General features: G+C 63.9%; 10 protein-coding genes and 1 riboswitch. Of the genes, 4 read left to right on the top strand and 6 right to left on the bottom strand.

The features are described from left to right. Nucleotides 1-51 precede the first annotated feature (51 nt). Together PY254_RS05455 and ppc are read right to left on the bottom strand one after the other, a co-directional pair. Nucleotides 52-1305: an efflux RND transporter periplasmic adaptor subunit gene (locus PY254_RS05455; RefSeq protein WP_281014465.1), complete on the bottom strand. Its 1254-nt coding sequence runs from the start codon at nucleotides 1303-1305 to the stop codon at nucleotides 52-54. Nucleotides 1306-1547: 242 nt separating this feature from the next. Continuing rightward, entirely contained in the window at nucleotides 1548-4253 is a 2706-nt protein-coding gene (gene ppc, locus PY254_RS05450; RefSeq protein WP_281014464.1) for a phosphoenolpyruvate carboxylase, read from the bottom strand. A 111-nt stretch (nucleotides 4254-4364) separates the two neighbouring features. After that, nucleotides 4365-4497: riboswitch (S-adenosyl-L-homocysteine riboswitch) on the top strand. Between the two features lie 83 nt (nucleotides 4498-4580). Here ppc and ahcY point away from each other — a divergent pair. The 4 genes from ahcY (at nucleotide 4581) to PY254_RS05430 (ending at nucleotide 8665) form a co-directional block, all read left to right on the top strand. After that, on the top strand, nucleotides 4581-6020 hold the full coding sequence (gene ahcY / locus PY254_RS05445; protein ID WP_281014463.1) for an adenosylhomocysteinase: 1440 nt from the start codon (nucleotides 4581-4583) through the stop codon (nucleotides 6018-6020). A gap of 213 nt (nucleotides 6021-6233) precedes the next feature. After that, entirely contained in the window at nucleotides 6234-7058 is an 825-nt protein-coding gene (metF, locus tag PY254_RS05440) for a methylenetetrahydrofolate reductase [NAD(P)H] (RefSeq protein ID WP_281014462.1), read from the top strand. Between the two features lie 25 nt (nucleotides 7059-7083). Next, entirely contained in the window at nucleotides 7084-7647 is a 564-nt protein-coding gene (locus tag PY254_RS05435; RefSeq protein ID WP_281014461.1) for a DUF4124 domain-containing protein, read from the top strand. 100 nt (nucleotides 7648-7747) lie between these two features. Then, complete coding sequence (locus PY254_RS05430) at nucleotides 7748-8665, top strand: branched-chain amino acid transaminase (protein WP_281014460.1); 918 nt, start codon at nucleotides 7748-7750, stop codon at nucleotides 8663-8665. 92 nt (nucleotides 8666-8757) lie between these two features. Here the strand turns inward: PY254_RS05430 and PY254_RS05425 are convergent, their stop codons facing one another. From PY254_RS05425 to PY254_RS05410, 4 genes are all read right to left on the bottom strand, one after another. Beyond that, nucleotides 8758-10050, bottom strand: a complete 1293-nt coding sequence (locus PY254_RS05425; RefSeq protein WP_281014459.1) for a sensor histidine kinase — start codon at nucleotides 10048-10050, stop codon at nucleotides 8758-8760. Further along, nucleotides 10050-10736, bottom strand: a complete 687-nt coding sequence (locus PY254_RS05420) for a response regulator transcription factor (RefSeq protein ID WP_281014458.1) — start codon at nucleotides 10734-10736, stop codon at nucleotides 10050-10052. The genes PY254_RS05425 and PY254_RS05420 overlap by 1 nt, the downstream gene beginning before the upstream one ends. Nucleotides 10737-11047: 311 nt before the next feature. Beyond that, nucleotides 11048-11968 (bottom strand): 30S ribosomal protein S6--L-glutamate ligase, encoded by a 921-nt coding sequence (rimK, locus tag PY254_RS05415; RefSeq protein WP_281014457.1) that lies wholly within the window; start codon nucleotides 11966-11968, stop codon nucleotides 11048-11050. After that, nucleotides 11965-12432, bottom strand: a complete 468-nt coding sequence (locus tag PY254_RS05410) for an ATP-dependent zinc protease family protein (protein WP_281014456.1) — start codon at nucleotides 12430-12432, stop codon at nucleotides 11965-11967. Before PY254_RS05410 ends, rimK begins: the two co-directional genes overlap by 4 nt. Between the last annotated feature and the right edge of the window lie 4 nt (nucleotides 12433-12436).

The following is a 12436-nucleotide window of genomic DNA, read 5'->3' as shown; positions in this document are numbered from 1 at the left end:
GTGGTGCCGCAACAGCAGGAAGAGCCGGCGGGCAGTGCCTGCCCTACGGGTTCAGCGCAGGCGTATGCGGTCATATTTGTCCCATTGGCTGGTATCGGAAAGGATGATTCGGTCGCCCGGCTGCAAGCCTTTCATTATTTGTATGCGATCGACCGAGGTGGCGCCCACGCGCAGCTTGACGCGGGTGGCAGCGGTACCTGCGGCATCGAGCCGGAACAGGCTGACCTCGCTGTTCGCCTCGACCTGCGCCGGACGACCCACCGACAGCACCTGCTTGAGTTCGGCGATGCGGATGCGACCATCCACCGACAGATCCGGGCGCGCGCCGGCGGGCAGCGCACCGCCCGGCGTTACATCCACCTGCACGCTGCCATCGACCACCGCCGGATCGATGCGGGTAACCGTACCGTCGATCATGCCGTTATAGGTGTTCACCTGGGCGCGCATGCCCAGCGCTACATCCTTGGCCTGCACTTCCGGCACGCGCAGCCGCGCGATCAGCACGTCACCGCGCGCGACGCGTGCGAGGTCGGCGCCGGCAGCTACTTGCTGACCTTCCTGCACCGCAACCTGCTGCAGCGTGCCGGCAATACCGGCGCGCACTTCCAGTGCATCGGACTGGCGCTGCCGCAAGAGCAGGTTGCTCTGTTGCAACTGCAGTTCGGCACGCACGGCTGCCATCTGGGCGGCGATACCGGTACCGAAGGTCTTCACCCGCTCCTGTTCCACGTCGGCACGGTGCTGCAACTGTTTCAGCGCGATCAGTTCCTGCTCGTACTGCACGCGCGGGATCAGGTTCTGCGCCATCGCCTTAGCATCGGCATCGCTTTTCACTTTCGCCGAGGCGTAGTCAGCCTGCGCCTGTGCCAGCGAGGAACGTTCATCCAGCAGTTGCGACTGCAGCGCGGCCTGCTTGGCGGCGACCTGCGCCTCGGCGGCAGCAACCTGCGCCTGTGCGTTGCGCAGATCACCGTCGACCTGCGGACTGGCCAGCCGCATCAACACGGTATCGGCTTCGACATGGGTGCCGGGCCAGACTTCGATCTTGGTCACCTGGGCACTCGTCTGTGCCGCCAGCCAGTGGATGTCGCGCGGTACCAGAGTACCCGGCGCACGTACTTCGCGCAGCATGTCACCCTGCTTCACCGTATCGATCCAGGCGCTGGACCGTTCCACCGTGGGCAGGGCCGGACCAAGGTTGACCGCGCCGATGACGAGTCCGGCGAGCAGCACTACGCCGACAGCGATGGCGAGTTGCTTGCGACGGCGTTTGCGCTGGGCGGCGAGCGGGTTGGCGATATCCATGAGAGCGTCAGAGCAAGGCCCGTGCCATGCGGGCAAAGACTTGTTCTACAAGGAAACAGCCTGAGAGCCCGCTGCCAAACCCGTTCGCAGGCGGACAGTGGCGTCCGGAGTCGTACGGATCACCGAAGCGGTAGGAGCCCGCTCGCGAGCGATGCTCCGCGTGGCAGAAGCAAAGGCATCGCCCGCGAGCGGGCTCCTACGAGGGCAGTAACCGTGAGCGGTGAGCGAATGTTCCGATTGAATCAACCGGTGTTCTGCAACCCCTGCGATACGCCGTTGACGCAGGCGACCAGCGCCTGCAGGACGGCATCGTCTTCACCACCACCGGCGCGCCAACGCTGCAACAAGTCCACTTGCAACAGGCTCATCGGATCGACATAGGGATTGCGCAGACGGATCGAGGCAGCCAGCCGTGGAGCGTCCTGCAATAACGCGTCGCTGCCTTTCACACGCAACAACCAGTGGCGGGTGCGGGCGAATTCGTCGCGGATCAGTCCGAAGAACTCATCGTGCAGCGGACCGGACAATTTCGAGAATGCCTCGGCGATATCAAGGTCGCATTTGGCCAGTACCATCTCCACGTCGTCGAGCAGGTTGGCGAAGAACAACCAGTCACGCGCCATCTCCACCAGCACCGCCTCGCCGAATTGCTTCGCGCCCTGCTCCAGCGCGCTGCCCAGGCCATACCAGCCAGGCAGAATGGATCGGCACTGGGTCCAGGCGAACACCCACGGAATTGCGCGCAAGTCCTGTACGCCACGCATGCTGCGCCGGCTGGCCGGACGTGAGCCCAAGGTCATCTTCTCGATCACGTCGACCGGCGTGGCGGTGCGGAAGTAGTCAACGAAGCCTTCGCGTTCGACGAAGGCCCGGTAGGTCTTGCGGCTGGCGGTGGACAGCACATCCATCTGTTCGCGCCAACGCTCTTCGCGCGGTTCGCTTTCGCGCGGACGCAAGGACGCGCGCAACACCGCGCCCACGGTCTGCTCCAGGTTGCGCAGCGCCAGCGCGCGGATGCCGTACTTGCGATGGATCACTTCGCCCTGCTCGGTCACCCGCAGCACACCGGCCACGGCGCCGCGCGGCGAGGACATCAGGGCCGGAGTGATGCGCGCGCCGCCGCGGCTGGCCGAGCCACCGCGACCATGGAAGAAGGCCAGATGAATGCCGGATTCGTTCGCCACGTCCAGCAATTCCACCTGGGCGCGCTGCAAGCCCCAGCGCGAGGCCAGCGTGCCACCGTCCTTGCCACTGTCGGAATAACCCAGCATCACCCACTGCTGGTCATCGCGCGCGGCGAGGTGGCGACGGTAAACCGGATCGTCGAGCAGTGCACGCAGCGTGGCCGGCGCGTTCTTGAGGTCGTCGACGGTTTCGAACAACGGCGCGATGTTGAGTGGTACATCGCGGCCCTGGTCGAGCAGCCCGCCACGTCGCGCCAGTGCCAGCACGGCCAGCACGTCGGCAGCGGTGCGCGCCATGCTGATGATGTACAACCCGGTGGCATCCACACCGTAGCTACCACGGCTGTCACGCAAGGTGGTGAACACAGCCTGCAATGACACGGCACTCTCGTCGCTGCAATCGGCGAAGGTGGCTTCGCCGCTGGCGTAGGGACGCAGACGATCGGCGCGCTCGACGGGATCACGACCCACCCAGTCGGGATCACCGAGCAGTGCGGCCAGCGCATCGTCATGCACGCGCGAATCCTGCCGCACATCAAGTCGGGCCAGATGGAAGCCGAAGCTGCGCACGCGGCACAGCAACCGCTCGGTCAAATAGGCGCCAGCGTGAACTCCGTGATGCTGCAGCAAACTGTCCGCGATCAGTTGCAGATCGTCGAGCAACTGTTGGCTGGACGCGTAGCCACCGGGTTGATTGTCCTGGCTCAAGGTCAGCCGTGCACCGATCAGCTGCAACAGACAGCGATACGGCATGTCGGCGTGCCGGGGGCGGATTTGTGCGGCAGCAGCGGGAAAGCGCTCTCGGTAGTCCGCCACCCGTGCGAGCAGTGCGTTGCTGACCGTGACGCGACCTTCGGTCTGACTGAGGGCTCGCGCCAACACAGCCACGTCTTCGCGATAGCGCTCGATCACCATCGTGCGCTGTGAATCCAGGCAGTCGGCAATGGTATCGGCGCCTACGTTGGGGTTGCCGTCCATGTCGCCACCAACCCAGCTGGCGAAGCGCAGCAGCTGCGGCAGCTTGATCGCCAGGCCCCAGGTTTCCTGCAACGCCTGGGCCAGCGATTCGTACAGCGCCGGCACGATCCGGTACAGCGGATTGGTGAGGTAGAAATCCACATGCTCGCGCTCGTCCTGCACGCTGGGGCGCACCGGTGAGGCCTCGGCGGTTTGCCAGCCGGAGGACAGCGCCACATAGATGCGCTGGTCATCCTCGCGCCGCTCCTCGGGTGTCCGCTGGGGGTCGAAGCCGTCGACCAGCGAGCGCACGATCGCCTGTTCTTTTTCCAGCAGCGAGCGACGTACCGCTTCGGTGGGATGCGCGGTGAACACCGGTTCGATCCATAGCCGATCCAACCAGCCCACCAATTCGTCGGCACTGACGCCTTCAGCCTTCAACTGCCCCAGTACGGCGAGCAACGACTCGGGCTGCGGTGCGCTGCCCTCACGTTGGTAATCGCGCCGTCGGCGGATGCGGTGGACACGCTCAGCGGTGTTGACTGCCTGGAAATACGTGGCGAAAGCACGCGCCAGCGCCTCGGCATGGGCGGCGTCGAGACCGGCCAGCGAGTCGCCCAGTTCATCCACGGACGCACCTTCGCGGCGACGATGAATGGCCGCCGTTCTCACCTGTTCGACGCGCTCGAAAAAGGCCTCGCCGCCCTGCTCGGCCAGCATCTGGCCGACCATCGTGCCAAGCCGGCTGACGTCTTCGCGCAGCGGGCCGTCCGGAGGCAAAAATTCGGATTCGCGACTTTGTTCCATCCAGCTACTCCACGGCAGGTCAAGTCCCCAGCCTAACCAATCCCGGCGCGACAGGCACCCAACCATGCGGCATAAGCACATTTCTCCCGCTACAATGCATGCTTTGTACTGCCCGCCGAGGGGCGCTGCGACTGTTCACCGTGACGGCGAATCCATTTCGCCATGCCCGCACGTAGACCTGCGGACTATTCACGATGGACAGCCAGGCTCGGTGCGGCACGTTCCACAACGGCGCCCGGTTGTTTTGACGCGAATCCCTTCGCGAAGAAAAACCAGCCATCCATGGCCGGACTCTTCACGAGAGCCTCGCACTAACCGGAGATTCCGATGAATGCTGCACTGAAAGAAAACACCCAGGACTACAAGATCCGCGACATCTCGCTGGCCGACTATGGCCGCAAGGAACTGGACATCGCCGAGCACGAGATGCCGGGCCTGATGTCGATCCGTCGCAAGCACGCCACCGCGCAGCCGCTGAAGAACGTGCGCGTCACCGGCTCGCTGCACATGACGATCCAGACCGCGGTGCTGATCGAAACGCTGAAGGACATCGGTGCCGACGTGCGCTGGGCCTCGTGCAATATCTTCTCGACCCAGGACCACGCCGCCGCTGCCATTGCAGCGACTGGCACCCCGGTGTTCGCGTGGAAGGGCGAGACGCTGGAAGAGTATTGGGATTGCACGCTCGACGCGCTGTCCTTCCCCGACGGCAAGGGCGGTTATCTCGGCCCGCAGCTGGTGGTCGATGATGGCGGCGACGTCACGCTGCTGATCCACAAGGGCTACGAGCTGGAGAACGGCAGCAAGTGGGTCGATGAAAAAGCTTCCTCGCACGAGGAACAGGTGATCAAGAACCTGTTGAAGCGCGTGCACAAGGAGCGTCCGGGTTACTGGCACACCGTGGTCAAGGACTGGAAGGGCGTCTCCGAAGAGACCACCACCGGCGTGCACCGCCTGTACCAGTTGGCCGAAGCAAAGTCGCTGCTGATCCCCGCGATCAACGTCAACGATTCGGTCACCAAGAGCAAGTTCGACAATCTGTACGGCTGCCGCGAGTCGCTGGCCGATGGCCTGAAGCGCGCAATGGACGTGATGCTGGCCGGCAAGGTCGCGGTGGTCTGCGGCTACGGCGACGTGGGCAAGGGCTGTGCTGCCTCGCTGCGTGCCTACGGTTCGCGCGTGGTGGTCACCGAGATCGATCCGATCAACGCACTGCAGGCGTCGATGGAAGGCTTCGAGGTCAACACCGTCGAGAGCACCCTGGGCCGTGGTGACATCTACGTCACCACCACCGGCAACAAGGATGTGCTGACACTTGAGCACCTGAAGTCGATGAAGGATCAGGCCATCGTCTGCAACATCGGCCACTTCGACAACGAGATCCAGGTCGATGCGCTGAACGCGATGGACGGCGTGACCAAGCTCAACATCAAGCCGCAGGTGGACAAGTACACGTTCAAGGACGGCCGCGCGATCTTCCTGCTGGCCGAAGGCCGGCTGGTCAACCTGGGCTGTGCCACCGGCCACCCGAGCTTCGTGATGTCCAATTCGTTCGCCAACCAGACGCTGGCGCAGATCGACCTGTGGGCGAACAAGGACAGCTACGAGAACAAGGTCTACATCCTGCCGAAGAAGCTGGACGAAGAAGTGGCGCGTCTGCATCTGGAAAAGATCGGCGTGAAGTTGACCACGTTGACCGATGCACAGGCTGACTATCTGGGTGTGTCGAAAGAAGGCCCGTACAAGCCGGATCATTACCGCTACTGAGTCGCGCGGGGAACGCGGGACGTCATCCTGCGTCGATCCAGCTTTTCAGCAACACCGACAGGGCGCAGCGATGCGCCCTGTTTTTTTTCAGCCCGCGAAAGCGCGCCTCGAAACTTTTTGTGGGACCGTCGGTTGCCACACTGCCTCACATCTATCGCTTCATCGCGACATAAAGATATATACTCGCCCGCACCCTCCAGTGGACTCCGTTTCATGCCTCCGATCAGCTTCGAGTTCTTTCCGCCCAAGACCGATGAACAGCGTGCACAACTGGACCGCGCCGTGCAGGTATTGAAGGCCTATCAGCCGGACTACGCGTCCGTCACCTTCGGTGCCGGCGGCTCCACCTTGAGCTACACCGGCGACACCGTGGCGCGGCTGCATGCAAAACACGGCCTGCCGGTGGCGCCGCATCTGTCGTGCATGGGCGGCACCAAGGCCGAGATCCGCGATCTGCTGGAAGGCTATCGTGCTGCCGGCTACCGACGGCTGGTGGCGCTACGCGGCGACATGCCCTCGGGCATGGCCACGGCTGGCGACTTCCGTTACGCCGCCGAATTGGTGAGCTTCATTCGCGAACAGTACGGTGACCATTTCCACATCGAAGTGGCGGCTTATCCGGAAACCCATCCGCAGGCCGACGATGCGCTGCGCGACCTGCAGCATTTCAAGGCCAAGGTCGACGCCGGTGCGCACGGCGCGATTACCCAGTACTTTTTCAACCCCGATGCCTACTTCCGCTTCGTCGACGACGTACGCAAGCTGGGGGTCGACGTGCCGATCGTGCCGGGCATCATGCCGATCACCAACTTCAGCCAGCTGCGGCGCTTCTCCGAAATGTGCGGCGCCGAAATCCCGCGCTGGATCGGCAAGCGCATGCAAGCCCATGGCGATGACGCCGACGCGGTGCGCGCACTGGGTGCCGAAGTGGTCGCACAGCTATGCCGGCGGCTACTCGACGGCGGTGCACCCGGCCTGCATTTCTATACGTTGAACCGGGCCCGCGCGACGCAGGCGGTACTGCAGCAACTTTTCTGAGTCGCAGGCCGGCTATGCTGGCGAGATGTACCGCCTGGTCGCCCTGTTGCTGCTGTGTCTGATCGCACTTGCCTGTGTTGCGCCTGCCGCGGCACAGACACCGATCCATCGCTGCATTGGCGCCAATGGTCAGGCGGTCTTCACCGATCAGCCCTGTATGGCATTGCAGGCCACACCGGTGGCGCCGGGCGCTTCGTCGACGCCAGCGGTGGCGAACTCTGTCACACCCCCCATGCTGTGTGCTCACAGCTTCGAGGTCCTGCGCCAGGCCGTCATCGAGGCATTTGCCAGCCGCGACGCCAACCGCCTGGCGGGCATGATGCTGTGGGAAGGTTATGGTCGCGGCGCCGCCATTGCCGACATCCGCTCGCTGGCGCAGGTGATGAAGCAGCCACTGCTGGATGTCAGCAGCCCGACCCAGGCGGCTGACCCTGATGATCCAGCATCCATGCCGCTCAGCACGGCGCCGCCGACCGACGACCAACTGGTGCTGCACGTGGTCGACAACGACGGCAACGGTGGTCCGCGTGAGCTCCGCTTCGACATCGTCCACCAGGCCGGCTGCCTGTGGTTGCGCAGCACCAACTGATGCCCGAAACGCGGTGCAAGATTGGCCGCCTGAAACGCACGCCTTGACGTGCGGCCGCCCTGCAGCGGTTATCATGGGCGGTCCCCACAGGAGAAGCGACATGGCCCAGCAATACCCCGATTGGATCTGGCAGAACGGCGAGATCAAGCCGTGGGCCGAGGCGACCACCCACGTGATGTCCCACGCGCTGCATTACGGCTCGTCCGTGTTCGAAGGCATTCGCAGCTACGCCACACCCGATGGCGCCGCGATTTTCCGCCTCACCGATCACCTGAATCGCCTGTACCAGTCCGCACGCATCTACGACATGGTGCTGCCGTATTCCGTCGACGACCTGGCCGCTGCCTGCCGCGCCGTGATCAAGAAGAACGGTCTGGGCGCCGCCTATCTGCGCCCGGTGGCGTATCGTGGCCTGGGCGGTTTCGGCCTGTCTGCGGAAACCCCGATCGACGTGGCCGTGGCGGCCTGGCCAATGGGTCCGTATCTGGGACCAGAGGCGCTGGAGAACGGCATCACCGCGTGCGTGTCGAGCTGGCAGCGATTTGCGCCGAACACCATTCCGGCCGGCGCCAAGGCCGGCGGCAACTATCTCTCCGGCCAGCTGATTGCGCGTGAAGCACGCCGCCTCGGTTTCGGCGAAGGCATTGCACTGGCTTCCAGCGGGCTGCTCAGCGAAGGCGCGGGCGAAAACCTGTTCCTGGTGTTCGACGGCGTGTTGCACACCACGCCGGCCAGCGCCTCGATTCTCGCCGGCATCACTCGCGACACCCTGAAAACGCTGGCTCGCGAGGAAGGTATCGAAGTGGTCGAACGCGATCTGCCGCGCGAGTATCTCTACCTCGCCGACGAGATCCTGATGTGCGGCACTGCCGCTGAAGTCACCCCGATCCGCTCGGTCGACGGCAAGCAGATCGGCAACGGCACCGCCGGTCGCGTCACCCGCCTGCTGCAGGAACGCTTCTTCGGCCTGTTCGACGGCCGCACGCATGACAAGTGGGGCTGGCTGGAGCAGGTGTAAGCAAGCTGCAGGAGCGCAGCCTGTGCGCGATGCTTTTCGTCACATGACGAAGCGCATCGCGTACAGGCTGCGCAACTATATCCATTCGTGCATCAGCTGAACTTGATGCTGGCGATCGCGCCATTGGTATCGCTGCGCGGACGCATCGAGACGTCCCAGGCGTAGAGTTCGCACAACCGGCGCACAATGGCCAAGCCCAGCCCGGCACCACTGCCGCCGGCGCCCTCGCCACGCACGCCGCGCTGGAACAGGCGTTCCGCGTCTTCGGCCTTGATCCCCGGGCCGGTGTCGATGACTTCAATCCTGCCGTTGGCCACCACCACCTGCACACTGCCTTCGAGCGTGTACTTGATCGCGTTGCCGATCAGGTTGGTCAACGCCACCGACAGCACCGAGGCCGGCGCATTCACGTTGACCGGTTCGACGGTGGCAAGCTCAATGGTCAGCGGTTTGCCGCGTACCTGCGGGCGCTGGCTTTCGATCACGTCCGCGGCAACCTTGCCCACGTCGGTGGTCTCGCCGCGGGTCGGGCCGCGTCGCTCGGCACGTGACAGCAGCAGCAGCGCCTCGATCAGTTCGGTGGCCTGGCGCGAGGCACGTTCGATCCGCTTCAACCGCTCGCTCAGCTTGTCGGTGAGATCCGGCGAACCCTGCAACAGTTCGGTGGTACTGGCGATCACCGCCAACGGTGTGCGTAGTTCATGGCTGACATCGGAATTGAATTCGCGATCGCGTTCAACCATCGCGGTGAGGCGTTCGGAGTACTCGTCCAGCGCATGCGCCAGTTCGCCGACTTCGTCATCGGCGAAGTGCGGCGCCAGCGGCTCGGCCTTGCCGGCCTTGCGAAAATCACGCAGCCGATGGGCCAGCTCGCTGACCGGCTTGAGCACCTTGCGCGACAGCCACATGCCCAGTACCAGCGACAACAGGCCGAACAAGAACACCGCACCGATCACACTGATCAGCAGTTGCTGTTTGCCCAGCTCCTCGCGCGTGACGTCGTAGCGAACGAAGCTGATGATGTGATTCTCGCGATAGACCGCCAACTTGTAGTGGCGCCGATTGCCTTCCTCGTCCTGCTCGATGATGTCGTGCACGCCATTGGCGTTGGCCAGGTTCTGCCAAGCCAACGGCGCCTTGTACAGGGTGCGGTCGCTCTTGGTCATACCGGTGATCAATTGCGAGCCCGGGCCGGCCGCGTCCGGATGCTCCTGGGCGAAGTGGTTGGCGTACTTCGCGTCGTCGAGCAGGCTGGCGTTGACCAGCTGATCTTCCACTCGCGAACGGATGTTCAACGCAGCCACGGCAAACAACGCACTGAGACCGAAGCCGAACAGCGCGAAGGAAACCACCAATCGAAAGCGAAGTTTACGCCTTGACTGCATCAGGCTTGGATTGCATCGGGCTCGACCATGCGATAGCCAATGCCATGACGGGTGTGGATCAGCGGCTTCTCGAACGGTTTGTCGATTGCCGCGCGCAGACCGTGGATATGCACGCGCAAGCTGTCGCTGTCGGGCAGCTCCTCACCCCACACCTTCTGCTCCAGATCCTGCCGGGTGACCACCGACGGGCTGGATTCCATCAACGCCTGCAGCAGCTTCAGACCAATCGGGTTCAGCTGGATCGACTTGCCTTCGCGGTTAACCGTCAGCGTATCGAGGTTGAAGGTGAGATCGGCCACTTTCAACACGCGGCTCTGCGGACCCTTGCCACGGCGCGCCAGCACTTCCAGACGCGCCGCCAGCTCTTGCAGGGCGAACGGCTTGGTCATGTAATCGTCCGCGCCAGACTCGAAGCCGGTCAACTTCTGCTCCAGCGCATCGCGCGCCGTCAGCATCAGGATCGGGGTTTGCTTGTGCGCCTCGTGACGCAGCTTGCGCGCCACCTCCAGGCCATCCATGCCCGGCAGCGTGAGATCCAGCACGATCACGTCGAAATCGTGTACCACCGCAAGATGCAGGCCGGTCACCCCGTCGCCCGCGAAATCGACCACGTTACCCCGGTCTTCCAGATAATCGCCGATGTTGGTCGCGATATCGCTATTGTCTTCAATCACCAGAACGCGCATGTGTCACTCCTGCACAGCCGGCGCACGGGCCGACTGGAGGCGCCAGCTTAACAAGCTTGCATGAACGCGGCACAGCGGTGGACCAGGAAATCGGGCCAGCCGCTTTCCGCAAGCCATAAAAAGGCCCGGACAGGCGACATGGCGTCGTCCATCCGGGCCCAAGGTGTTGCCCCGATACCATCCTCTGCCGCCACCAGACCACGCTGGCCATGCTGCCGCAAAAAACAGTTCGGGCTTTATAGGGGGCGGCAGGTTATGTGCAAGTTAACCCGGCGTCAACGCAGGCCGGTGGCCGTGTCGCCGGGGCAACTTCAAGGTTTCGCCGGCTTGCGCCGGGGCCGATTTTCGGTGCGGGTCGTGCTGTGATGGGCTTCCAGCAACTCCATGATCGCGCCGGCCACGTCGACACCGGTGGATGCTTCGATACCTTCCAGACCCGGCGAGGCATTCACTTCCAGCAGCAGCGGGCCGCGATTGGAGCGCAACAGGTCGACACCGGCAACGCCCAGACCCAGCGCACCGGCAGCGGCCACCGCAATCCGTTCCTCTTCCGCGCTCAGGGTGGCTGCCTTGGCGCTGCCGCCACGGTGCAGGTTGGCGCGGAATTCACCGGGGCTGGAATCGCGCTGCATGGCAGCCACCACCTTGTCGCCCACCACGAAACAACGCAGGTCGCTGCCCTTGGCCTCGGCCACAAATTCCTGCACCAGGAAGTTCGCATAGAGGCCCCGAAACGCCTCGATCACGCTTTGTGAAGCGGCGCGCTTCTCGGCCAGCACCACGCCGGTGCCCTGGCTGCCTTCATTCAACTTGATCACATGCGGCGGATCGCCAAGCAGGGCCAGCACGTCATTGGTGTCGTCCGGGTTGTCGCCGAACACGGTCACCGGCATGTCGATGCCCTGCGCGGCAAGAATCTGCAGACAACGCAGTTTGTCGCGCGCGCGCAGCACGGCATCGGACGGGTTCGGGGTGTACACGCCCATCATTTCCAGCTGGCGCAAAACAGCCGTTCCGTAGAACGTGCTGCTGGTGCCGATACGCGGAATCACTGCATCGATGTCACGTATTTCCTTGCCCTTGAAACGGATCGACGACGCGCCCGGCGCGATGCGCACATAGCAGCGCAGCGGATCGAATACCCGCACCACGTGTCCGCGCACCCGCGCGGCCTCAACCAGGCGCTTGGTCGAATACAGTCGGGTGTTGCGCGACAGGATCGCAATTTTCATGGGCAGTCCGGCATCCAGGATGTGGCCATCATCGGCGATGGTCGCGGTTGCGTATAGGAGATGGCCGGGTCCACCGCCACGCGCCCGATCAGCGCACTGCGGCCCAGCAGCATCGGAAACAGCATGTGACGGCGGTCGGTGAGGTTGACGTCGATGTCGAAGCGCTGTCCCGCCAGTTCCACCGCTGTGCGGATGAACCAGCGTTCAGTGCGCCGTCCACCGGTATCGGTCACCGTGCGCCGGTCCAGCGCGAGCGCCTCGCAGCTGATCTGCACCGGCTGCCGTCGTCCCACATGCAGGGTGAAACGCAGCCAGGTATCGCCGGTGCGCTGAAACGCGTCTAGCGTGTCCACATGCAGCGAACTGCTGCGCGCGCCGGTGTCGAGCTTTGCCTTGAGCATGCCGATGCCCAACTGCGGCAACGCCACTCGCTCCCGCCATCCCAAGATGATCAGATCCGCCATGTGG

The organism is Rhodanobacter sp. AS-Z3 (genome assembly GCF_029224025.1).
GTDB lineage: Bacteria > Pseudomonadota > Gammaproteobacteria > Xanthomonadales > Rhodanobacteraceae > Rhodanobacter.
Note: the sequence above shows the minus strand (reverse complement) of the source record. Positions and strands in the feature narration are given on the sequence as shown.

Excerpts from the sequence above, each read along its gene's own strand:
- PY254_RS05455 (WP_281014465.1), bottom strand. The coding sequence starts at position 1,305 with ATGGATATCGCCAACCCGCTCGCCGCCCAGCGCAAACGCCGTCGCAAG.
- ppc (WP_281014464.1), bottom strand. The coding sequence starts at position 4,253 with ATGGAACAAAGTCGCGAATCCGAATTTTTGCCTCCGGACGGCCCGCTG.
- ahcY (WP_281014463.1), top strand. The coding sequence starts at position 4,581 with ATGAATGCTGCACTGAAAGAAAACACCCAGGACTACAAGATCCGCGAC.
- metF (WP_281014462.1), top strand. The coding sequence starts at position 6,234 with ATGCCTCCGATCAGCTTCGAGTTCTTTCCGCCCAAGACCGATGAACAG.
- PY254_RS05435 (WP_281014461.1), top strand. The coding sequence starts at position 7,084 with ATGTACCGCCTGGTCGCCCTGTTGCTGCTGTGTCTGATCGCACTTGCC.
- PY254_RS05430 (WP_281014460.1), top strand. The coding sequence starts at position 7,748 with ATGGCCCAGCAATACCCCGATTGGATCTGGCAGAACGGCGAGATCAAG.
- PY254_RS05425 (WP_281014459.1), bottom strand. The coding sequence starts at position 10,050 with ATGCAGTCAAGGCGTAAACTTCGCTTTCGATTGGTGGTTTCCTTCGCG.
- PY254_RS05420 (WP_281014458.1), bottom strand. The coding sequence starts at position 10,736 with ATGCGCGTTCTGGTGATTGAAGACAATAGCGATATCGCGACCAACATC.
- rimK (WP_281014457.1), bottom strand. The coding sequence starts at position 11,968 with ATGAAAATTGCGATCCTGTCGCGCAACACCCGACTGTATTCGACCAAG.
- PY254_RS05410 (WP_281014456.1), bottom strand. The coding sequence starts at position 12,432 with ATGGCGGATCTGATCATCTTGGGATGGCGGGAGCGAGTGGCGTTGCCG.